General features: G+C 34.7%; 20 protein-coding genes. 13 read left to right on the plus strand and 7 right to left on the minus strand.

Annotated elements, in window-relative coordinates; translation table 11 throughout:
* Positions 1–5 precede the first annotated feature (5 nt).
* The 4 genes from VB796_RS21960 to ligA form a co-directional block, all read right to left on the minus strand.
* On the minus strand, positions 6–494 hold the full coding sequence (locus VB796_RS21960) for a hypothetical protein (protein WP_323348741.1): 489 nt from the start codon (positions 492–494) through the stop codon (positions 6–8).
* Entirely contained in the window at positions 475–777 is a 303-nt protein-coding gene (locus tag VB796_RS21965) for a Dabb family protein (RefSeq protein ID WP_323348742.1), read from the minus strand. The genes VB796_RS21960 and VB796_RS21965 overlap by 20 nt, the downstream gene beginning before the upstream one ends.
* Positions 778–796: 19 nt before the next feature.
* On the minus strand, positions 797–1,678 hold the full coding sequence (gene dapA, locus VB796_RS21970; protein ID WP_323348743.1) for a 4-hydroxy-tetrahydrodipicolinate synthase: 882 nt from the start codon (positions 1,676–1,678) through the stop codon (positions 797–799).
* Between the two features lie 88 nt (positions 1,679–1,766).
* Positions 1,767–3,773 (minus strand): NAD-dependent DNA ligase LigA, encoded by a 2,007-nt coding sequence (ligA, locus tag VB796_RS21975; RefSeq protein WP_323348744.1) that lies wholly within the window; start codon positions 3,771–3,773, stop codon positions 1,767–1,769.
* A 109-nt stretch (positions 3,774–3,882) separates the two neighbouring features.
* On the opposite strand from ligA, the gene VB796_RS21980 reads away from it, so the two are divergent.
* From VB796_RS21980 to VB796_RS22000, 5 genes are all read left to right on the plus strand, one after another.
* Positions 3,883–4,461 (plus strand): outer membrane beta-barrel protein, encoded by a 579-nt coding sequence (locus VB796_RS21980; RefSeq protein ID WP_323348745.1) that lies wholly within the window; start codon positions 3,883–3,885, stop codon positions 4,459–4,461.
* Between the two features lie 117 nt (positions 4,462–4,578).
* A complete protein-coding gene (locus VB796_RS21985) occupies positions 4,579–6,339 on the plus strand; it encodes a glycosyltransferase family 39 protein (RefSeq protein ID WP_323348746.1) in 1,761 nt (586 codons plus the stop codon).
* Positions 6,340–6,563: 224 nt separating this feature from the next.
* Entirely contained in the window at positions 6,564–7,223 is a 660-nt protein-coding gene (gene rpe / locus VB796_RS21990) for a ribulose-phosphate 3-epimerase (protein ID WP_323348747.1), read from the plus strand.
* 80 nt (positions 7,224–7,303) lie between these two features.
* A complete protein-coding gene (locus tag VB796_RS21995; RefSeq protein WP_323348748.1) occupies positions 7,304–8,206 on the plus strand; it encodes a histone deacetylase in 903 nt (300 codons plus the stop codon).
* Between the two features lie 49 nt (positions 8,207–8,255).
* Positions 8,256–11,489, plus strand: coding sequence for a WD40/YVTN/BNR-like repeat-containing protein (locus tag VB796_RS22000; protein WP_323348749.1), 3,234 nt, complete (start codon positions 8,256–8,258; stop codon positions 11,487–11,489).
* A gap of 122 nt (positions 11,490–11,611) precedes the next feature.
* Here the strand turns inward: VB796_RS22000 and VB796_RS22005 are convergent, their stop codons facing one another.
* Positions 11,612–12,748 (minus strand): PatB family C-S lyase, encoded by a 1,137-nt coding sequence (locus VB796_RS22005; RefSeq protein WP_323348750.1) that lies wholly within the window; start codon positions 12,746–12,748, stop codon positions 11,612–11,614.
* Between the two features lie 6 nt (positions 12,749–12,754).
* Positions 12,755–14,023, minus strand: coding sequence for an MFS transporter (locus VB796_RS22010; protein ID WP_323348751.1), 1,269 nt, complete (start codon positions 14,021–14,023; stop codon positions 12,755–12,757).
* A gap of 213 nt (positions 14,024–14,236) precedes the next feature.
* On the opposite strand from VB796_RS22010, the gene VB796_RS22015 reads away from it, so the two are divergent.
* Complete coding sequence (locus VB796_RS22015; RefSeq protein ID WP_323348752.1) at positions 14,237–15,178, plus strand: VOC family protein; 942 nt, start codon at positions 14,237–14,239, stop codon at positions 15,176–15,178.
* Positions 15,179–15,292: 114 nt separating this feature from the next.
* Positions 15,293–17,110, plus strand: a complete 1,818-nt coding sequence (locus VB796_RS22020; RefSeq protein WP_323348753.1) for a hypothetical protein — start codon at positions 15,293–15,295, stop codon at positions 17,108–17,110.
* A gap of 54 nt (positions 17,111–17,164) precedes the next feature.
* Here VB796_RS22020 and VB796_RS22025 read toward each other — a convergent pair whose 3' ends face one another.
* Positions 17,165–17,899 carry an alkaline phosphatase gene (locus tag VB796_RS22025; RefSeq protein ID WP_323348754.1) on the minus strand — a complete coding sequence of 245 codons (735 nt, stop codon included), beginning with the start codon at positions 17,897–17,899 and terminating at the stop codon, positions 17,165–17,167.
* A 189-nt stretch (positions 17,900–18,088) separates the two neighbouring features.
* Between VB796_RS22025 and VB796_RS22030 the strand changes: the two genes are divergently transcribed.
* The 6 genes from VB796_RS22030 (at position 18,089) to VB796_RS22055 (ending at position 24,225) form a co-directional block, all read left to right on the plus strand.
* Positions 18,089–18,760, plus strand: a complete 672-nt coding sequence (locus VB796_RS22030) for a hypothetical protein (RefSeq protein WP_323348755.1) — start codon at positions 18,089–18,091, stop codon at positions 18,758–18,760.
* Positions 18,761–18,899: 139 nt separating this feature from the next.
* The gene (locus VB796_RS22035) at positions 18,900–20,609 is read left to right on the plus strand and encodes an IlvD/Edd family dehydratase (RefSeq protein WP_323348756.1); all 1,710 of its coding nucleotides are present in this window, start codon (positions 18,900–18,902) and stop codon (positions 20,607–20,609) included.
* A 350-nt stretch (positions 20,610–20,959) separates the two neighbouring features.
* Positions 20,960–22,582 carry a S8 family peptidase gene (locus VB796_RS22040; RefSeq protein WP_323348757.1) on the plus strand — a complete coding sequence of 541 codons (1,623 nt, stop codon included), beginning with the start codon at positions 20,960–20,962 and terminating at the stop codon, positions 22,580–22,582.
* A 286-nt stretch (positions 22,583–22,868) separates the two neighbouring features.
* The gene (locus tag VB796_RS22045) at positions 22,869–23,213 is read left to right on the plus strand and encodes a response regulator (RefSeq protein WP_323348758.1); all 345 of its coding nucleotides are present in this window, start codon (positions 22,869–22,871) and stop codon (positions 23,211–23,213) included.
* Positions 23,214–23,518: 305 nt separating this feature from the next.
* Complete coding sequence (locus VB796_RS22050) at positions 23,519–23,806, plus strand: YtxH domain-containing protein (protein ID WP_323348759.1); 288 nt, start codon at positions 23,519–23,521, stop codon at positions 23,804–23,806.
* Between the two features lie 92 nt (positions 23,807–23,898).
* Complete coding sequence (locus VB796_RS22055; RefSeq protein WP_323348760.1) at positions 23,899–24,225, plus strand: hypothetical protein; 327 nt, start codon at positions 23,899–23,901, stop codon at positions 24,223–24,225.
* The last annotated feature ends 107 nt before the right edge of the window (positions 24,226–24,332 follow it).

Below are 24,332 nucleotides of genomic sequence, written 5' to 3' on the forward strand. Positions count from 1 at the left end.
TAGCATTACTTCAAAACATATCTAAAAGCTGTGCCTGACAAAATATAACCTGTGGTTTTGGCCGTTGAAAACACTTTGTAATTAACATTCATTAAACCACTTGCTCCCAAATCTTGAGCCTGAGCTACCATTCTATCTAATAAGGCTTTTTTCTGCTGTTGGTCATTTCCACGATTCAACATTGTTCCTTTATAAACTTGGTTTGGCTGAATTGGAGATTCATCTGAAATAGATAACTTCTCAATTTCCTGCACTGAAGTTTGTGGTTGCTCGTTTCCAATAAGAATTTCGATTGGATATTTATCTGGAATTTGAAAACCTAAACCTGTCTTTTGGTCATGTCCGCCAGTTTGATAATTTGGCTGATAATAAGAGGTTGTTTGTAAATTTTTATTAGATTTACAACTCATCATTGAACTGCTCAATAACAAACATCCTCCCAAAAATAAACTCAATGTTTTCATACTCGATACGCTAAACTGTTTCTGAATCATAAATTAATACCCTTTCCCAAAGGTGGTTACATTCTTCCACAAATTTAACGTGAATCGGGTGGTCTTGGTATAAGTCATGTCCCGCAACATCGTTAAAAATTGTTAATTCACAATAATCATAACTACGTTCAATGATAGGTCTATCGGTATCAGCAGGTTTTCCAACATTAAAAGTTACTAATGATTCAATTGCACCAAGCGATTTTACACCGTCAACAAATTGCTGATGCTGAGCATCAGTTAGGTCTTTTTTTAACCAAAAATTTACAACGTGAACAAACATATTTTTAAGAGTTTTTAAATTATAAGTTATCTTTTGCCAAAACTACTTTCATTCTTTCACCTAATTCGTCTGAAGCTTTCATTAATGGCAATCTCACCTCTGAAGCACAAAGTCCTTTTATTTCCATGATTTTCTTTACACCAACGGGATTGCCTTCTTCATATAAAAGTGGGTCAATTGCCAAGAAATCTCCAAGTGTAGTTCTGGCGGTTGAGAAATCTCCGTCCAAAGCCGCATGAATCATCTCCGTGAATTTGGACGGAATAGCATTGGCAACAACCGACATCACGCCAACGCCACCCAAAGCAATAATTGGCACAGCTTGCACATCATCACCAGAAATTATTAGGAAGTCTTCAGGTTTGTCTTTGTAAATTTCCATCACCTGTTCAATAATACATGAGGCTTCTTTTATACCAATAATATTTGGGTGTTGAGCTAATGTCAAAGTCGTTGTTGCTGACATATTGATACCCGAACGCCCAGGAATGTTGTACATAATTACGGGAACTGGACAAGCGTCGGCAATAGCGGTATAATGAGCTATTACGCCTCTTGCACCTGGTTTATTATAATATGGACAAACCGACAAAATGGCATCAATTCCATCAAAATCAGTTTCTTTGATATATTCGATAACCTCTGGTGTATTGTTTCCACCGAGACCATAAACAATTGGTAAGTTTTTAGGATTATTTGCTTTAATGAAGTCCAAAATAGCTTTCTTCTCAGCCTTACTTGTCGTTGCCGACTCACCTGTTGTTCCTTGAACCACTAAATAATCAACGCCACCTTCGCTTACGTGGTTGAGTAGATTTTTCAATCCGTCGAAATCAATACTCCCATCCGCTAACATCGGAGTTACTAAGGCTGGAGCTACGCCATGAAATTTTGGTCTCATTATTATTATGTAAAACGGATTTTGTCCGTCAATTTTAAATTATATTCTGAGATTATTTTGGCATAATCCCGTGGTTTTCATATTGTGATTAGTTACTCTCTAACATCGAAATAAATTCCTCTTCTGAAATAATCTGAACGCCTAATTTTTGTGCTTTTTCTAATTTGGAAGGTCCTGCTTCAGAACCCGCTACGAGGTAATTTAGTTTGCCAGAAACGCCACTAAGCACTTTTCCTCCGTTGGCTTCAATTTTGATTTTCAAATCGTCACGCTCAAAGTTTTGAAAAGTTCCCGAAATTACGAAAGTTTTTCCTGCTAAAGTGTCACCCTCTACAACTATTTCAACCGCTTCATGCGTAAATTTTAATCCTGCCGCTTTTAGTCGTGCAATATATTCTTGATTATCAGTATTTTGAAAGAAATCAACCACACTTTGTGCGATGCGTTCCCCAATTTCTGGAACTTGTAATAATTCTTCTTGAGTTGCTTTAGCGAGTGCATCAATATTGTTGAAATAGCTCGCTAATTTTTCTGCAACTGTTGCTCCAACAAATCTAATTCCAATTCCAAAAAGTACCTGTTTGAAAGGGATTTCTTTAGATTTTTCTACACCTTTCAAGATATTTTGAATTGATTTTTCCTTAAAACCGTCTAAACCTCCTAAATCTTCACGTTTTAAATCGTATAAATCGGCAGGATTCAGGACTAAATCTCTTTTGTAAAACAAGTCGATAGTTTCCGTTCCTAAGTTTTCAATATTCAAGGCTTTTCGTTGAATAAAATGCTCGATTTTGCCTTTAATTTGTGGAGGACAACCTTTTTCATTCGGGCAATAATGATTGGCTTCACCTTCTTTACGGACAAGTGGCGAATCACATTCGGGACAATTTTCTGGAAAAATTACTTTTTCAAGATTATCCTTTCTTTTACTTAAATCAACATTGGTTATTTTCGGAATAATTTCTCCACCTTTTTCTACAAAAACATAATCACCCAAGTATAAATCTAAGCGTTCAATTTCGTTGGCATTATGAATACTTGCTCGTTTTACCGTTGTTCCTGCCAAAAGTACAGGTTTTAAATTGGCTACTGGTGTAACATTTCCAGTTCTGCCGACCTGATAACTGACTGATTCTAAAAGTGTTGAGGCGGATTCTGAAGGGTATTTGTAAGCAATTGCCCAACGGGGAGATTTTGCGGTATAGCCTAAAATTTCTCTTTGTGCAAAAGAATTTAATTTAATAACAATTCCATCGGTGTTCAATGGCAGATTGTGCCTTTCAGCTTCCCAATGATTGATAAATGCTAAAACTGATTCAATGTCATGGCATTTTTGCCAAGTTGGAGAAACATTGAAGCCTAATTTTTTCATTTCAATCAGACTTTCCTCATGAGTGGTAAAAGTCTCATTTTCTGATAAAAACTGATAAATGTAACAATCCATTTTGCGTTTGGCAACCACTGCAGAATCTTGCATTTTAAATGTCCCTGAAGCCGCATTTCGTGGATTTGCCAATAATTGTTCGCCAATATCTTCTCTTTCTTTATTCAAGTTTTCAAAAGAAGTCAAGGGCATAAAGCCTTCACCACGTACTTCAAAGCTAACTGGCATATTTTTTGCGGTGATATTAAGCGGTAATGTTCGTATTGTTTTTACATTTGCAGTAATATCATCACCTCTAACTCCATCGCCACGAGTAACACCACGAGTTAGAACACCATTTTCAAACCACATAGAAAGAGCAACGCCATCAAATTTTAATTCACATATATACTCGTAAGGTTCATCATTTAATCCTTTACGAACTCTTTCATCAAAATCCGCCAATTCTTGAGCATTATATGTATTTCCCAAAGAAAGCATTGGGAAACGATGCGTAACTGATTCAAATTCTTTCGAGATGGTTCCACCAACTCGATGAGTTGGAGAATCCTGACGCACAAAATCGGGATAATTTTTTTCCAAATCATTTAGTTTTTCTAAAAGCTTATCAAACTCAAAATCCGAAATTTCGGGAGTTGAAGTTTGATAATATAAAAAACTATAGTGATTTAACTGGTCTGTCAGTTGGTTAATCTGTTCTTGTGGGTTCATAATTCAAAAAATAAATTTTGGCTAAATTACCGCCAAATAATAAATAACGAGAAGTATTTTCTCAAAATAAAACTAATTTTACGATAACTCGTCCCTAATTTTGTAAATCATGGAAAAAACCTTTACTGCCCAAATATTCAAAGTATTTATTGTAGGACTACTAATTACTTTAACACATACTACTTTTTCACAATCAAATATTCGATTCGGAATTAGAGGTGGAGCTCATGCGGGAACTCAATGGGGAAGAAGTATTATTTATAATCCACAAGGTACTTTAGTAGGCTTTGAAGGAGCAGTTTTTGCGAATATTGCTCTCTCAGAAGATATTTCGCTTTGCCCTGAAATTGCTTTTTCGCAAAAAGGTTTCAAAATTGATACCTCAGAAATCACTTCAAATTACATTGAAATCCCATTATTGCTGAAAATTAATATGGGCGATGAAGGACTTTACACAGTAATTGGGCCTTATGCTTCTTATTTGCCAACGGTTAACGATAAAGTGTACAATGAAGAAGCCCTTGGGTGGGGTGGTATTTTAGGTTTGGGTGTTAAATTGGGGAATAACGCTTTCATTGAAGGTCGTTATAATTTTAGTGCTAATATTTGGCGTTTAAGTAGTGATATTGCAAATCCTTATGGCTTCAGAAATACAACTATTGGCTTGTCTCTCGGGTATTTATTTTAGTCAAAAAAATAATCAAACGTTTCTCTTTATTGCTTAGGGCAAGAATAAGTCATATTTTTGTGATGAATTTCAAAACACGGAATTTACTTCCGTGTTTTTTGTTTTAATCCAAACCAAATGACTCTTTCCCGTTACGCATACCTCATTCTGACCTTCATAGTTATTCTTGCCTTTAGTTTAAGAGTTTATAATCTTGATAAACATGGTATTTTTTTTGATGAAAAAGCCTCCGTTTTGATAAGTCAAGGAATGGCAATGGAAGGTAATTCTCAAAAAAACTGTTTCCATACCGAAGGAAAAAATACCTTTACTCCAAAAGAATTTTGGGCTGAGAAAAACCTCGATGATTATTATGATAGTATTCGTAGAAGTGATATTGGCAATAGCCCGTTTTACTATGTAGTGCTTCATAATTGGATAAATATGTTTGGACTGTCAGATTTTTCTGCTCGCTTTTTATCCGTTTTATTTAGTTGTGCCACGATTTTACTCTTATTTTTCTTCATAAAAGAGCATTTCAATAATGTTCCTTTAGCTTTATTAGCTTCCTTTTTAATGGCAATTGAGCCATTTTTTATTGCATATAGCCAACAAATTCGCAATTATTCTTTAAGTTTTTTCTTGACACTTTTAGCGACTCATATTTTTCTGAAAATTATTAAAAATGAAGAAAAAGGGGTTAAAAATAATGGTTTGTATTTATTCTACGGAATTTTATCAGCTATGTGTTTACTATCACATTTCCTGACCGCAACCGTTTTTATGGCTCATGGACTTTATGTTTTGCTTTTTGTCAGAAAAATGCGTGCGTGGGTATTATTGCCACTTTCACTTTCCATTGGTGCAACAGTTTTTGGATATTGGATAACATTTGGCGGTGGAAATTATACCTTTCAAACACTTAGCTATCAAGCCAAAATTTACTATAAAGAGGCTCATGCAGTTCCAAATCTTCATGTAGGATATATCGACCCCGCCACCGTTGAAAATGTGTCAAAGAAATCACTACCCATTTTTACCGATTTATTTATCAGTAGTAATGGTCTAACAAGTACCATTGCTGGAAAAAAGAGTTTGCTTTTAGCATTTATAATTTCAATTTTCTCCATTTTTGCTCTACTGAAATATCGTGAAAATAAGAATTTGAAATGGTTACAAGGTATTTTAGCCTTATATGTTTTGGCGGTAATATTTGCTTTTAAGGAACAAAGTATTTCGTATTTAGAAGTTATCAATTGCGGACTTCTATTTTATTTACTGACCGAATATTGGAGGAATACAAAAGGTGAAATTGAGAGAAAACAAAATTGGTTTTTACTGATTTTGACTTTTTTACCGACACTATTTTTGATATTCTTTACTTTCAAAAATGGACATACTTTTGGCTTAACACAACGTTATTCGGGCTTTTCATTTCCTTATTCAATTATTTTGGTGAGTTTAGCTTTAATTCAGGCAGGGGTAAAATCCAAACCTATGAATTATGCCATTTGGGTGGTTTTTGTGATTCATTTGTTTTCACTAACACAAACAATTCAACAAGTTTTGAATGATGAATCATTGAAATATAATTATCGAAATAAAGCAAGAGGAGAAAATCCATATCCGAAAGTGGCTGAAAGTTTAATACGAATGTATGAGACGGGCGATACCATAGTTTATCCGTCTTACAGCAAAGAAGTTTATAAATCAGACGTTTATACCAAAAATATTACAAAGTCGGTAGCGGATGCTCAGTATGTAAATTTATATTTACCAAAGGATGCGGAGTTTGTTCAAATGGTTGATGCTCATGAACGTGACAAAGTTTATTTGAAGAAAAAAGACGGTAAGAAAATAGAAATTTTTGATTTCAAAGGTGATACTTTTAGGTATTAAGTAACACAGACTTCAGTCTGTTTGTTATATTATTGATTGACAGACTTCAGTCTGTTTGTTACATTATTGATTGACAGACTTCAGTCTGTTTGTTACCTTATTGATTGACAGACTTCAGTCTGTTTGTTACCTTATTGATTGACAGACTTCAGTCTGTTTGTTACCTTATTGATTGACAGACTAAAGTCTGTGTTACATTTTTTTAATTTTTTCAAAAAGTACAAATGAATACTACTATAATTGCCCCATCAGTGCTTGCCGCTGACTTTGCGAATCTTCAAAGAGATATTGAAATGGTCAATAATTCTCAAGCTGATTGGTTTCATATTGACGTAATGGACGGTCTTTTTGTGCCAAATATCTCTTATGGAATGCCAGTTATCGAAGCCATTAAAAAGCACGCTACTAAGCCATTAGACGTACATTTAATGATTGAAAAGCCTGAAAGATACATTGAAACATTTGCTAAAATTGGGGCGGATATTATTACAGTTCACCACGAAGCTACGGTTCATTTGCACCGTACTTTAAAGCAAATAAAAGATGCTGGTTGCAAAGCAGGGGTTGTTTTGAATTTATCAACACCTGTTTCGGTTTTGGAAGATATTTTACCTGATTGTTACATGGTTTTATTGATGTCGATTAACCCAGGATTTGGCGGTCAGAAGTTTGAAGAAATGACTTATGCAAAGGTTAAAAAACTTCGTAAAATGATTGACGAACAAGGTTTAGATACTTTAATCGAGATTGATGGAGGTGTAAATCATGTAACTGGTCCAAAATTAATTGAAGCAGGTGCTGATGTTTTGGTAGCAGGAAGTTATGTTTTCAATGCCGAGAATCCGACCGAAACAATTGCTCACATGAAGACGTTTAAGAGATAAATTGGCAACTTCCCGAAAGTTATTTCTTCTTTCGGGAAGTTAAAATAAAAGATAGTTCAGACCAATATGCCGCTAAAAATATGCTCAAAATAGCGTACTCGCCCATCTACCAACATCCTTTGCCCGAAGGACATCGTTTCCCGATGATAAAATATGAGCTAATCCCCGAACAGCTCATTTATGAAGGAACTTGCAATGCCGATGATTTTTTTGCCCCTCATCCAATTGATGAAAAATGGATTTTAAGAACACATTCCAAAGATTATTGGAAAGACTTAAAAAATCTAAATATTGACCCAAAGATGATTCGTAAAATTGGTTTTCCTCTTTCGGCAGAATTGGTTTTACGTGAAATAATTATTGCTCAAGGAACGATTGATTGTTGTCATTTTGCCCTAAATAATGGCATTTCTTTGAACGTGGCAGGCGGAACACATCATGCTTATACCAATAGAGGAGAAGGGTTTTGTTTGTTGAATGACGTAGGAATTGCTGCGAATTATTTGTTAGATAATCAATTAGCCAAGAAAATTTTAGTTGTCGATTTAGATGTTCATCAGGGAAACGGCACGGCTGAAATTTTCCAAAATGAAGCACGTGTTTTCACTTTTTCAATGCACGGAAAGGAAAATTATCCTTTGCATAAAGAAAAATCCGATTTAGATATTGAACTGCCAACTTATACACAAGACGACGAATATCTGACCTTATTATATGCTACTTTACCCCAATTAATTGAAACTCAAAAGCCCGATTTCTTATTTTTTATTTCAGGAGTTGATATTTTATCAACTGATAAATTGGGAAAATTGAGCGTTTCAACGCAAGGTTGTTATCGCCGAGATGAATTTGTTTTTGAGCAGGCAATTAAGTATAAATTACCAATCGTAGTGTCGATGGGAGGAGGATATTCTCCACAAATTAGGGATATTGTTGAAGCCCATTGTAATACATTTCGTTTAGCAGAAAAGATGTTTTTTTAGAAGTCTTTAATTCGTAAATTACGAATGAATTCATCAAAACATTTTCATCATGAACAAACGATTACCTCTCAGAATATGGCTATTTTGCCTAATCTCTCTATGTGCATATACTACTTTTGCACAAAAAAAAGCTAAGAAAAATTCACAAACTATTTCAACGGCAAGTCCTGTAAAAGTTGTTAATGACAGCCTTTTTAATGCTTTGCGTTGGCGAAATATTGGTCCTTATCGTGCAGGACGTTCATTGGCGGTTGCTGGTCATGCCGACCAACCTTTAATTTATTATTTTGGTGCAGTTGGTGGTGGAGTTTGGAAAACCATTAATGGTGGAGCAACTTGGTTTCCAATTTCAGATTCTACTTTTCATTCTACTTCGGTTGGGGCAATTGCCGTTGCTCCGTCTGACCCCAACGTTTTATATGTAGGTATGGGTGAAGCCGATATGAGAAGTAATATTTCTTATGGTGACGGAGTTTATAAATCTACCGATGCTGGAAAAACATGGAAATTTGTAGGTTTACCCAAAGCCGATGCCATTGGAAATATTGAAATACATCCAACCAATCCAGATATTGCTTATGTGGCTTCAGTTGGAAATCCATTCGCTCCCAATCCAGAAAGAGGGGTTTTTAGAACAACTGATGGTGGAAAATCATGGAAGCAAATTCTTTCAAAAAATGATAGTACAGGTGCGGCAATGGTAAGAATTGACCCAAATAATCCACGAATTATTTACGCTTCAATGTGGCAAGCCTATCGTAACGGATATTCTATGAGTAGCGGTGGAAAAAGTTGCGGTTTGTATAAATCAATTGATGGTGGAGATACTTGGGAGAATTTGAGTCAAAAACCAGGTATGCCCAAAGGATTATTGGGTAAAATTGGAATTGCTGTGGCTGGTTCAAACTCAAATCGTTTGTTTGCTTTGGTTGAAAATGCGAAAGGTGGACTTTTCCGTTCTGACGATGGTGGTGAGCATTGGACTTTGATTAATGAGGACAAAAACCTGTGGCAACGTTGTTGGTATTATATGGATTTGGAAGTTGACCCGAAAAATGAAAATAGTCTTATTGTGTTGAATGTTAATGCCATGAAATCTAATGATGGAGGCAAGACTTTCAAAAGAATTTCGGTTCATCATGGTGACACGCACGACTGTTGGATAAACCCTAAAAATCCTGATAATTTCATCATTGGCGATGATGGCGGAGCGGAGGTAACTTACAACGGCGGTGCAACATTCTCGGACGTTGATGTGCCAACAGCTCAATTTTATCACGTTTCATTAGACAATGATTTTCCGTACAATGTTTATGGAGCTCAACAAGATAATTCTTCTGTGAGAATTGCCTCAAGAACGGACGGAAATAGTATTGATGCAAAAGCATGGTATCCAGTGGCAGGCGGGGAAGCGGGTTATATTGCGGCTGACCCATTAAATTCAAAAATTACTTATGGTGGTGAATACGATGGACAAATGTCGTCACATAATGCCGAAACTGGGGAAATGAGAGATGTGGCTATTTGGCCAGAATCAGCTATTGGAGCTCCTTCAATCACTAAAAAATATCGTTTTCAGTGGACTTATCCTATCGTTTTTTCTCCGCATAATCCTCAAGAATTATACATCACTTCAAATTATGTTCACGTAACCACAAATGGAGGTAGAAGTTGGGAAACAATTTCACCCGATTTGACGAGAAATGACCCCAAAACACTTGGAGAAACAGGCGGTCCAATTACCAAAGACATGACGGGTGCTGAGATTTATGGAACAATTTTCACCTTTGCAGAATCACCTTTAGAAAAAGGGCATTTCTGGACAGGTTCAGATGATGGTTTGATTCATATTTCAAAAGATGGGGGCAAAAATTGGTTGAATGTATCTTTACCTACCTCTCAATTGCCTGATTATTCATTAATTAGCTTAATTTCTCCATCTGAATTTGACAAAGGAAAAGCGTATTTAGCTGCCAATAAATATATGTTTGGCGACAGACAACCGTATTTATTCAAGACTTCGGATTACGGAAAAACTTGGACGAAAATTACCAATGGTATTCCTGTGGATGAATATTGCAGAGTGGTTCGTGAAGACCCGAACATGAAAGGTTTATTGTATGCAGGAACGGAAAGAGGTATTTATGTTTCGTTCAATGATGGTGATTCTTGGCAACCTTTCAACTTAAACCTTCCACAAAGTCCGATTCGTGATTTACAAGTGCATAAACGTGAAAAAGATTTGGTCGTTGCAACGCATGGACGTTCTTTCTGGATTTTAGATGATATTACGCCACTTTATGAAATCATGGATGGAAAAGTTAAAGCTGAAAAACATTTGTTCAAACCACGTCCGTCGTATTTAATGAATGGTGGTGCAAGACCTGCTCGTCCAGATGCAGAAGTTGGTGAAAATGTGCCTTTGGGCGTGCAAGTACGCTATTATTTGGGAACAAAGCCAAACAAGGAATTAAAGCTTCAATTTTTGACGGAGAAAGGTGATACAATCATCACTTATTCAAACATCAAAGATAAAAAAGGGGAAGTTCTCAAAGTTTCTAAGGATTTTTATGAAGATTTGAAACAACCAAAGGCAGGAACAATATCGGCAAATGTAGGAATGAATAATTTTGTGTGGGATTTTAGTTATCCCGATGTAGTTGCGGTGGATGGTACAAACGTGATGTGGGCTGGGAGTGGAGCAGGGGCAATTGCTACGCCTGGAATGTATAAAGTTCGTCTGATTGATGATAAAACTTTAATTGCTGAACAAACTTTTGAAATCAAAAAAGACCCAAGACTAAAAGCAACGGACGAAGATTACAAAGCTCAGTTTGACTTGGTTCAAAAAGTAAATCAAAAAGTGACCGATTGCCATAAAACGATTAATCAAATTCGTAAAATAAAATCGTCGGTTAGTGGTTATTTAGGAGCCATTAAGGATACTGCTTTGGTATCGAAATTGAAGAAGGTTTCACAACCAATGATTGATTCGTTGGAAGTAATTGAAAGTTCATTGATGCAAACGAAAGCAAAAGCTCCACAAGATGTTTTGGCGTATCCAATCAGATTGAATGACAAAATGGCTGGCGTGGCATCTTATGTGCTATCAGGAGGATTTACAAGACCCAACAAACAACACTATGATGTTTATAATGATTTGGCAACGAAAATTGATAAAGTTGTAGCAAAATTCAATGAAATCAAAAATAAGAAAGTGCCAGAATTTAATGAATTGGTGAAGAAAGAACAAATCCAAGCAATTGTTTTGGATGGTAAATAGTTTTGGTAGTGGCGAATAGCATTCGCCAGATTTAATTTCAAAATTTGGCGAATGCTATTCGCCAAACTTAAAAAAGGGTTGTCAATTATGAAATTGACAACCCTTTTGATTTTCAAAATATCTTATAAAATACTTTTTATCCGTTTTACAGCTTCTTCTAAAACTGATTTTGGACAGGCAAAATTGAGTCTCAAAAAGCCTTCACCCATGAATACATTTCCATTCATCAGTCGCACGCCAGCTTTTAAAATCTTCTCTTGAATATCGGCAATTCCTGTTCCTCTTGCATCAATCCAAGCCAAATAAGTGGCTTCGAGTGGGAGCATTTTAAGACCTTTGTAACCATTTAATTCTTGGTATAAAAAGTCGTGATTTGCTTTTAAATAATCTACCAATTGCAAACGCCAATCTTCACAATCACGATACGCAACCAATGCGGCTACCAATGAATGACGAGTAAGTGGAGGGAAGAAACCATTTTTAGCATCTTCAAATTTCTTTCTTAACTCAGGGTTTGGAATGATTGCTACTGAACAACCCAAACCTGCAATATTAAATGTTTTGGAAGGTGCTAATAATGTAATGGTCATATTGGTTGCCTCTTCACTCAAACTGGCAATTGGAATATGTTTTTTATTTTCATCCAAAATTAAATCGCAATGAATTTCGTCCGAACAAATCACGATATCGTGTTTTTTGCAAACATCAACTAATTTTTCTAATTCTTCTTTGGTAAAAACCGTTCCTGCTGGATTGTACGGATTACAAAGCATAAATAGCTTAGTATCAGGCGTAATTGCTTTTTCGAGAGCCTCAAAATCAAACGTCCAACGATTATCAATTTCTTTCATTGGAAAAGTTTGTAACTTTTTACCAACATAATTGGGAGCTAAATGAAATGGATGATAAACTGGAATGGAAGTAATGACTCCTTCCCCAATTTCACCGATGGCTCTACAACTTGCCGTTATCGCAGGTACTAATCCTGGAATCCAGACTTGCCAATCTTTTTCAGTTTTCCAACCGTAAAGTCTTTGTAAACGTTCTTGAAAAACATCTTTTAATACTTCAGGTACCATAGAATAGCCAAAAACGCCATGTTCAGTAACTTCTCTCAAAGCCTCCAAAATAGGTTCTGCACTTCTAAAATCCATATCCGCAACGGGCATTGGAATGGTATCTTCTGGGTCATTAAAGAAATCCCACTTAAAGGAATCAGTATTTTTTCTGTTGATTACTTCGTCGAAATTGTATTGCATAAAATTCTAAGAATTGATTTTATTAACGTATGCTCTGAATTTAATAGATATGAAAAATACAAAAATCATTAGACTTGCATTTATCAAAAATGGCACTTGGTATGAATTCTCTAAATTATAGATTTTTGCCGTTAAAAAAGGGCCTAAAAAAGCACCACCGCCTTCAAACATACTGATAGTCCCGTTTATTTTTCCTGCTTCTTTTAAGCCAAAAGTCTTTACTGCAATTAAGTTATAAAGCGAATAAATACCGCCCCAACTCATAGCCAACAGGAAAATAGATGGAAAAATTAAGTTTTTATCCATAGAACCAAAACCTAAAAGTCCCAAAATCATAATTAAACAACATATCGTGAATACCAGATAGGGGTTGATATAATCTGAAAAAATAGAGATAACTAATTTACTCATTCCTGCCACTAAAAAATAGAGTGTCAGAAAATAACTGGCATTATGCTCTGTATAACCAGCTTCTATAACGTGTAAAAAAGTATTGGCAATAGTGCCTACTAAACTGTAAAAAGTACAAAAGCCACAAATACAAATTAACCAGAATAAATGAGTTTTTGAAGCTTCTTGATAACTCATGCCTTGATTTAGTAAATCGGTATCTATATCAAGACTATTTTTTACCGTACTACCTAAGGCAGAAATGCCAATATTAGAAGGAGAGTTTTTGACAAAAAAGAAAATATAGAAAAATAAAATAACTGGAAATATGGATAATATTTTAAAGGCATCTCGCCAACCATATTCATGTAAAAGATACGTATTGAGTGGTGAAAAAATAGCACTGCCTAAACTTGTTCCTACCAAAACGATACCTAAGGCTAATCCCTTTTTTTCATTAAACCACGTAGAAACCAATATGATACAAGCTACTGACCCTGAAGTAATCATTGAAATTCCAAGAAAAAAATGAGCAAAGTATGCTTGATATTTATTCTGGATAAAACTGTAACCGAGTAAGGTAAATGCTAAAGTGAAAGTACCAAAGAGTAACATTTTCTTGACTCTAATTTTATCAATGATTAATCCAGAAATAAAAATAAAAAGGAGTGTAATACTGTTGGTGACGGATTCACGAAGTTTTAGCTCTTCTCTCGTCCAGTGAAAGTCTGATAAAAAAGCATGGTCAAAAACGGAAAGAGACGTAGTTGTTAATCCGTTGATAACAATCAAAATAAGTAACCCCGAGAAACAAATTATCCACGGGTAATATTTTTGTTTCCAGTTTTGGGTTAATATTGGCGTTTGAATATTTTTTTGAAACATTCTAAATTATCTATTGGTTTGCTTATCGGACTTATTTTATTAACTCGTAGAATGGTTTATGGGTTCAAGAACGGCTGAAATAAGTTGATTTACTTCCAATTTAGAGAATATTTCAATGAAAAAGGATTACTTGTCTCGTGTTTACTTTTTGATGATTAGAAAACTTGGTAAATTGCAAGGATTCCCTTGAACTCCTTAAGTTTCCCCTAACTGATGAAAATAAACTTTATTATTTCAATATTATTTGTGTTTTTGACTTTCCCCAATTTTGCTCAAAAGCCAATCATGCTTGATAATATTCACTATACTGTTAGTGATTCTTCGTCCCAAAAAAATGCTTCCTATTTTTTTACGACTTTTTTTAAAGCGAAGCATATTATCGAACAGTCGGACAATCCATTAACATTTTTGGATATTCTCACTTTTTGTTCGCATGAAACAACGATAAATATTTCAATTTCTGACACTTCAAAAGTAGATTCAAATAGTAAGAAAAATTCATCCCCCAAAGTGTTTTTGCCAGTTTATGGAGTTCATTGGTTAGCCATTAACACCAAAAATATTCGAAAAACCGTCAAATCACTTTTAAAACAGGGATACGGCTTTGCTGTTGAAGACTTTACACTTCCCAATGAACCAGAAACAAATGCGGTAGCCATGTATGGCTTCGACAATAATGTTATTGTTTTGGTTGAACGTCCGAATTTAAAAGTGAAAACTTTATTTAATATAGACCATATTCAGTTGATTGTTAAGAATTTAGAAACGAATGTTAAGTTTTATCAAGACGTTTTAGGAGCAGAAGTTGTCGATAAAAAAGACCGTTCAACTGTTTTGAAAGTGGGGAATCAAAAAATTGTTTTATCTGAACCTGAAGCACTTGGTTTGGTTAGAGAACAAGTTTTAGATAGAGATTCATCAAAATTTTCCTCTCATATAGACAATATCAGTTTTCTTTACGATGAAATTGAACCTGCTTTTTATGCCGCACAGGCAAATCATTACCCTGTGATTTCGGAGCCTAAAATGTTGCTTTTTAATGAAAAACCTACTCCTTATACAATTTGTAAGATTTTGAGTCCTGATAATTTAGAGATTGATTTAATCCAAGAAGAAGGAAGAACAAGCGGAAGAAGTTTGTTGAAGGCCAAATAACAAAACTTGTGATATTGTCTTTCAATTTTTACTTAAATTATCATGAAAAACGATGATTGTTGTCATGTTTAGCAAGCAGTTTTGTTAGTTGCTTTGTTAAAACTTTTGAAAATAATGACCGCAACAACATCTCATACATTTCACATTCCTGTCATGGGTTTGGGTTATACAATTGACACTCCTCTAAAAGTAGCTCGCTTCGGTATATCATCTGTCATTTCAATCATAGAAGATGAAGTAATTGAACAACTCCGTAAATTTCACTCGCTCGCCAATGGTGAAAAATATATTCCAATCAGCGTAAAAGAAACTGATTATCGGGCAAAGCGAATCACTGAATATCTCAATTTATTGGATAAACTTGTCACAAAGCAAGTTGAAAAACTCCGTGCAGAAGATTTTGTTGAAGGCTCAGAAATAGTTAAATATTTTGAGTTACTTCCTGATTCGTCACGGCTAAGAAAGTTGTATATCGAAATGAATCAGTTGGAGGAATGTTCCATAAAACAGCAAATTCAGCAAAAGCTTCGGGCATGTATCGTAGCTGGTTCAATTGATGTAAATGTGATGTCAAAAGTTGATAAAAACAATTATACCAAAGAAGGTGAACTATTGCCAAAGGAATATTCTGATGCCCTAACTTCTTTGCGGGGTTATGCACAAAGTAATTTATCATCAGGCATTGTATTTTCAGCAGGTTATAATCCACGTTTGTACGGTTACATTGATAGTTTTGATGATTTTTTTCCTAATGAAAAAGGTAACTTAACCAAAAAAATCATCTTAAAAGTAAGTGATTATCGTTCTGCTTTAACGCAAGGTAAAATATTAGCCAAAAAAGGACTTTGGGTTTCGGAATTCAGAATAGAATCTGGTTTGAATTGCGGAGGTCACGCTTTCGCAACTGATGGCTTATTATTAGGGCCCATCATGGAGGAATTCAAACAAAATAGTTCGGCATTAAAAAATGAACTGATAGAAATGTGTAATAATGCTTTGATTAGCAAAGGATTACAACCATTTGAGCATTTGCCTGTTATGAAAATTACGGTGCAAGGAGGTATTGGTACAGCCAATGAAGACAATTTTTTATTAGATTATTATCAAGCCGATGGAACTGGTTGGGGAAGCCCGTTTTTGTTAGTTCCAGAAGCTACCAACGTTGATGAAGAAACCCTTGTTCAATTGTCCACTGCTGAGAAAGATGATTATTTTTTGAGTAATGCCTCCCCTTTAGGCGTTCCATTTAATAATTTCAAGAAAACCAGTGCTGAACATCAGCGAGTGAAAAGAATTGATAAAAACCGACCGGGAAGTCCATGTTATAAGAAATTTCTGACGACCAATACTGAATTTTCTGCCATACCGATTTGTGAATCTTCTCGTGAATATTTGCATTCAAAATTAAAACAAATCGAAGAAAGTGATTTGAGTCAAGCGGAAAAACAAACAAAATCTGACTTTCTTACTCAGCGAGATTGTTTATGCGAAGGCTTAGGGGTATCGGCTTTGTTGATTAATAATATTCATCCTGCCCATCATCTCAAGGCGGTTACTATTTGCCCCAGTCCTAATTTAGCGTATTTTTCAGGCGTTTTTTCTCTTCAACAAATGGTTGACCACATTTATGGAAGAGTCAACTTACTCAATTCTTTGAAAAGACCCAATCTGTTTGTAAATGAACTTTTACTTTATGTGGACTATTACAAAAAACAATTAAATGTACAAATTGAAAGCCTCTCTGCCTCTCAATTACGTTCTCTGAAAGCATTTTATGTCAATTTATTATCTGGAATTGAGTATTATAAAAATCTGACAAATTCTTTCAAAAATGAATCAGAACGTTATATCGAAAATATGAAACAGGAACTTTCTGAAATTGAAGAAACGATACTGAGTTTGAATTTACCGTTTGAAGTGATGGCAAAATAAAGTAACACAGACTTTAGTCTGTAAGTTGAATAACAGACTAAAGTCTGTGTTACTTTATTTCATAAAATTGGCTAATAATTCTAAATCATCTGTGCCGATATAATCTACCTCCAAATTCTTCAGAGTTTCAAATCCTAAAATGGTATTTGGAGTACCCCATAATCTTACTTTTTTCCCTTTTGAATGATTCTCTGTTACAAAATTTTTAATTTTTAGTACCATTTCATCCAATAAAGGAGCTTTTCCATTCCAATATTTCCCAAAAACGGTGATGCCCGAACTCATGATTGTTACTCTTTTGTACTGTTTTATCGAGTAAGTCAATTCATTTCTGCCGTCAAAATAAAAAATATCATCAAAGTTCTTAAACTCGTTTGGTGCTGGCATATCCCCACTAATGGTGATGGTTACGTGACGTAAGGCTTTTTTATATGGTTTTAATTTTTCTGTGAGTAAGGTAAGAATTTCCCTACCATCTTTTTTTAAGTCAATTAATAGGTGTAAGGGCTTTTTATTTGGATATGGATAGCCATTGTTTTCCTTTATTTTTTCAAGAATTGGATTTAAGTAGAGTTTTGTAAATGTTCTATCAAGACTAATTTTATCCCAGTCGTGAGCTACATAAATTTCATTATTTTTGATGTAAACATCCGCTTCAATGGAATCAAAGCCTAAATTGTAAGCCATGAAAAAAGGCTCTTTTTGCTCATAATCATTATGAGAATGAGTGATTTGTGCTGAGGTTTTCAAGCACAATAAAAGGAAGAAAATGAAATAGTGTTTGTACATTTTGAATGGTTTTGAAAATCAAAAATAGTCGTTATCGAAAATATTTAGTTTAATTGCTTGTTATGAGTTGAATAATTTATTTGGTTGGAATTATCCACGAGTTGAATATTCTTTTTTCGATGCGTGAAATTATTTGTCAAGCCCCAAAAACTTCATAGCTTTGTACAAAAGGGATTCCCATTTCATTCAATGCAAAAATCAAAATTATTTTTTCTAATCTTATTCTTATTTATAGTGGCTTTGGCAGGTGCTTTGTATTGGTTTGAAAGTCAAGAAGCAAGCCCCGAAGAAAACGAATACATAGCTCTTCCAGATACTTTAATACAACAAATTAAGGCACAAGATTCGCTTGAAAAAGCTAATTTCTTGAATGCTTCGCCACCTAAAATTCAAGATTTGAAAAGAGATGAAATGTTTTTTGAGCAAAAGAAGGATGCTTATACTTTTCAACTTTTCAGAGATTCTACTGGAGTGAAATTAATTGTTTTATTTGGTACTGAAATTATTGGGAAAAGCCATGATAAAAGCTTGGAAAATGCCAATAGAGCAGAGACAAGTGATTTGAATTCAGATGGATACCCCGAAATATTAGTGTATTCACGCAACAATAATAAACTTACTTTTACAGGCTTTGAAGCTCAGAATGGACTTCGGAAATTCACTCTCCCACAACTTATGGGAAGACAATCATTTGGGTATGCAGGACAGGATACGCTCTTCATAGAAAACAATAATCTTGTACGTCGATTTCAATTTAGAAATGCTCAGTTTTCTGCATTTCCATCTGGAACTCGTACCTGCGAATATGCTCTTGGGCATGATTTGAAATTTACAATGGTTAGAACTTTAGACACAGAGTGATATTGTGAGAAAGGTTTTTAACTGTCACTAAGAATAAAATCGATAGGTTTTCACTTGTCAATAACAATAAATCGAGGATTTTCAATGCGTCAAAAATAAACTGATAGATTGTAAATCTGTCTTACTTTAAAATCTCAAAATGGAAAAATTACGCTCACAAAATTGGTTCGGTAAAACGGGCAAAGATGGTTTTATTTATCGTGCATGGATGAAAAATCAGGGAATTCCTGATGATATGTTTGATGGTCGCCCCGTTATCGGCATTTGTAATACATGGTCGGAATTGACTCCTTGTAATGCACATTTTAGAGATTTGGCAGAATCTGTAAAAAAAGGGGTTTATGAAGCAGGTGGATATCCTGTTGAATTTCCAGTAATGTCATTGGGAGAAACTTTAATTAAACCAACTGCCATGTTATACCGCAACTTGGCAAGTATGGATGTTGAAGAATCAATCAGGGCTAACCCGATAGATGGCGTTGTGCTTTTATGTGGTTGCGACAAAACTACTCCTTCGCTTATTATGGGTGCGTGTAGTGTGGATATTCCTACTTTAGTGATTTCTGGAGGGCCGATGCTTAAAGGTCATTGGCGAGGAAAAGATATTGGAACATCTGATGTTTGGCGTTTTGCAGAAGCCTTTAAATTAGGTGAAATTAATGAGAAGCAACTCATTGAAGCTGAAGGTTGTATGGCTCGTACACAAGGACATTGTGCCGTAATGGGAACTGCTTCTACGATGGCAACAATGGTTGAAGCATTAGGTTTGTCATTGCCAAATAATGCAGCAATTCCAGCGGCGGATGTTCGTAGAAAAGTGATTTCTCAATTGTCAGGAAGACGTATAGTTGAAATGGTTAAGGAGGATTTAACACTCTCGAAAATATTGACAAGAGAAGCCTTTGAAAATGCCATTATGATTAATGCGGCTATTGGTGGCTCAACAAATTTTGTAATTCACCTCCTGGCAATTGCTGGTAGAATTGGGATAGAATTGAACATTGAAGATTTTGATAAATTCTCTCATAACATTCCACTTATTGCCAATTTACAGCCTTCTGGGCAACATTTTATGGAAGATTTATATTACGCAGGAGGACTTCCAGCAGTAATAAAAGAGTTAAAATCAGTCCTTCATAATGATGTGTTAACGGTGAACGGTCGTTCAATTGGGATGAATTCTGAAGATGCAGAAGTATTTAATCGAGATATTGTAGGAACAATGGAAGCACCCTTTAAAGAAAACTCTGGAATTGCTGTGGTGAGGGGGAATCTTTCTCCAAATGGTGCCGTGATTAAGCCTTCTGCTGCTACTCCAGAGTTGATGATTCATAGAGGAAAAGCGGTTGTCTTTGAAACCATTGAAGATTATCATGCTCGTATCGACGACCCAAACTTAGAGGTAGATGAAAACTCAGTTTTAGTCTTAAAGAATGTTGGACCAAAGGGTTATCCAGGAATGGCAGAGGTTGGAAATATGGGGATTCCGAAGAAATTATTAGAAAAAGGAGTACATGATTTAGTACGAATTTCGGATGGACGGATGTCTGGAACAGGTTTCGGAACGGTTGTTCTTCATGTTTCACCAGAAGCAGCCGCAGGAGGAAATTTAGCTTTAGTTCAGAATGGAGACTTTATCAGTTTGAATGTTCCAGATAGAACACTCCACTTAGAAGTCTCGGATGATGAACTCGCCGAAAGACGCAAAAACTGGCAAGCAATCGACTTAAATATTTCTCGTGGTTATGTTAATTTATACATCAATCATGTTGAGCAAGCACACTTAGGAGCTGATATGGATTTCTTAAAAGGAAAATCAGGTAGTATCGTTACCAGAGATTCACATTAAAATTTGAATATTCGTAAAAAGCAGGTTTAAGGATTTTGTCAGAGATTCTTAAATCTGCTTTTGTGTCTCTATTAGGTGCTCAAAACAATTAGAAGAAAATTATATCGTCTATATGAATGTTGAGAGTGCGTAAGTTTTAATCTAACATTAGTTTGCACTTCTTTTTATGTATTCATCTTGAAGGATTTTTAGAAAAAGCCAATCTCAAATCGTAATTTTTTATTAGATTTGTAGAATATCATATATTTACTCAGAAAAAATAGCCATTTACTGCAAAATGGATTATTTTGCAGTAAATAAATTGAAATTGCCGCCACTAAGTAATCCTTATACTTTATAATAACTCAATTATGAAATTGAATAAATTTCTCCTCATTGTCTTCTTGTGTTCTTTTTTGAGGGTTTCAAATGCTCAATATTTGGAATTATCTCCTGATAAAGCACCCTTGAATTGGTTTAATCTCGATTATTTGGAAAATGGCGTTAGGGGAATAAGTACCGAAAGGGCTTATCGTGATTTCTTGAATGGAAAAACATCAAAATCCGTTTTAGTAGCTATTATCGACTCTGGAATTGATATTAATCATGAGGATTTAAAAGATAATATTTGGGTAAATGCTAAGGAAATTCCTGATAATGGAGTCGATGATGATAACAACGGATATATTGACGATATTAATGGTTGGGATTTTTTAGGAGGAAAAGATGGCACTGACGTATCAAGAGAAACAATGGAAGTTACTCGTGAATATGCCCGTTTAAAGAAGATATACCAATATATTCAAGATATTGCCAGCCTCTCGCCAGCAATGAATGTTGAATATGAATTATATAAAAAATATAAAGCTCGTTACGAAGCAAAAGTTAAAGAGTTGCAAGAACAAGGCCCTTTTGTTATTAAGCTATACGAAAAATATATAGATTCTAAATTGATTCTTTCAACATATCTAAAAGTAAAAGACGTTTCAAAAGAAGACTTGGCAAAAATTACTTCGAAAGAACCAGAAGATATTAGAAAAGCGAAAAGAGTATTTGAATTATTAGAGCAAATTGGTCAGGATGAAGAAAAACTCAAAGAAGCCTACGAATATTATGATGCTCAGTTTAAGTTTGGGATAAATTTGTCGTTCAATCCACGTACAATTGTTGGAGACGATGTTGATAATATCAACGACAGAGATTATGGTAATAATGAAGTAAAAGGTCCAGATGCACGTCATGGAACGCACGTAGCGGGAATTGTGGCGGCTAATCGTACTAATGCTTTAGGTATTGCAGGCGTTGCCAGTAATGTGAGAATTATGGCGATTAGAGCCGTACCAGAGGGCGATGAACGAGATAAAGATGTGGCTAATGCCATCAAATATGCAGTAGATAATGGAGCAAAGATTATCAACATGAGTTTTGGTAAATCGGTATCTCCTCAGAAACAGGCTGTTGATGAAGCCGTAAAATATGCACAGTCTAAAGGTGTATTATTGATTCATGCGGCAGGGAATGAAAACGAAAATATTGATATAAGCGATAATTATCCTTCCAAGAAATTTGCTGATGGAAAACAAGCCGAAAATTGGCTTGAAGTAGGAGCAACTTCATGGATGCAACCTCCAAGTGCCGTAGCGGAATTTTCAAACTATGGTCATAAAACTGTGGATGTTTTTGCTCCAGGTGTAGATTTAAAATCGACAGTTGTGGGGTCGCAGTATGAAGACTTAAGTGGTACAAGTATGGCAGCTCCAGTGGTTACAGGTTTGGCAGCCTTATTAATGTCTTATTATCCAGATTTTGATTTCAAAAAAATTAAACAAATTATACTCAATTCATCTATCAAATTAAGTAAATTAAAAGTAAGCCAACCTGGTACGGGTGAATTAGTGGACTTTAGTCTTTTATCATCAAGTGGAGGTATCGTAAATGCTTACGAAGCCGTTAAAATGGCTGAAGAAGAACTAAAATTTTGGACTAAGAAATAAATTACTGATTTATAAAATCAAAAAATACGATTCTCTTGTGAAAGAGAATCGTATTTTTTTTTAAATTTATCTTCACATAGGTAAATCTTATTGCATAAACCACTATTTTCCAGCTAATTATAATATATTCAAACTTAAACTATTTATTGGAGGTTAATTTAAGAAACTTAATTGTCAGTTTTAAGACGAGCTGGTACGGTTTTTTGATTAACAAAAATGTATGTTGCAACATCGAAAATTTTGTAATATATAATACCATAATTTTATAATTTTAATATTTTGTACCATGCACGAAGTGGCGTTAATAATAGATGATGAAAGGGACACTTGTTTACTTTTAAAGCATTTTCTCAAAAGAAAAGGGATTACTTCTTACTATGCCCATACGCTCAAAGATGGCATTGGAAAAGCTTCTGAAGTGAAACCGCATTGGTTATTTTTAGACAATAATTTACCCGATGGTTTTGGTATTGATAGAGTTCAAGAAATAAAACTTCTATCGCCACAATCTAAAATTATTATGATTAGTGCTATGGGAAATTTCTTTGAAATCGCTATCAGTACAGGTGCGGATACTTTTATTGAAAAACCACTTGATTTTATGAAAATTGAGCAATCGCTTTTGCTTTGATTTTCAATACTCTCCATTTACTACCGAGTTCGTTTTCTTCTTATTTGTACTTTCCTTTCCCTTTGCTTTCGTGCGTATCCCTTTTTTGAGTTCTACCTCAAAATGTGGATTATACTGCCCTTTCTAATAGACTTTCAGATTTTAATAGATACGGATTCATAATTACGTATAAAAATATCGTCGTTTATTCTCAAACTGAGGTGTTTTTGCCCCAAATAATTATCAAAAATAACAAATTATTGAAGGCATAGTTATTTTTTGAATTAGGGTAATTACATAATGTTTCACTATAAATAAAATGAATTATGTCAAATAACTCAAAAATTGTTATCGGTATTGCTACGGCAGCGGCAGTAGGTGCGGCGATTGGATTAATGTTTGCTCCCGAAAAAGGCTCAGATTTAAGAAAAAAAGTTAAGCAAAATGCCAATACATGGGCAGATGATTTGCTCACGGCTATTCAGAATGGGAAAGACAATGCAAAACAATTAACTGATGATGCCCAGAATAAAGCAAAGTCATGGAAAAATAAAGCAAAAGAGGAAGTTGAGGACGCTATTGAAATGGCAGATAGACAAATTAGAACCGCATAGTTTTGACTCCATTTAACCTAAAACCTTCAGGTCATAGGAAATTTTAAATGTCTTAAAATTTCCTATGACTACTAATCAACTATTGAAATTTTATGATGGAATCAATTGAACACATGAAAGACAAGGTCGAAAATATCTTTGAAGAGGCTTCGACGTATGCAGAGGCAAGATGGAATTTAAGTATTTTAAATTTGTCATCTAAATTGGCTGATACCATATCAACATTAGCTATCACTTTGGTACTTTCTATGATTGGACTTACCGTTTTGTTATTCATGAGTTTGGCGGTAGCGTGGTTGATTGGCGATAAACTTAATAATTTGCCTTTGGGCTTATTTTTAGTTGGTTTATTTTATATCATCGTTGGAGTTGTTGTTTTTTTAATAAAAGATAAATTCATTAAAATTCCTATTAGATAACTTTCCTAAATAATATATAATTATTCAAAGATTTAGGTTTACAAGACCACATACGATAATCCAAACTTGTGCAATATTTTTTAGTCTGTTACGAAATGTCTCTTTTA

This window comes from Arcicella sp. LKC2W (assembly GCF_034931005.1).
Taxonomy (GTDB): Bacteria; Bacteroidota; Bacteroidia; order Cytophagales; family Spirosomataceae; genus Arcicella.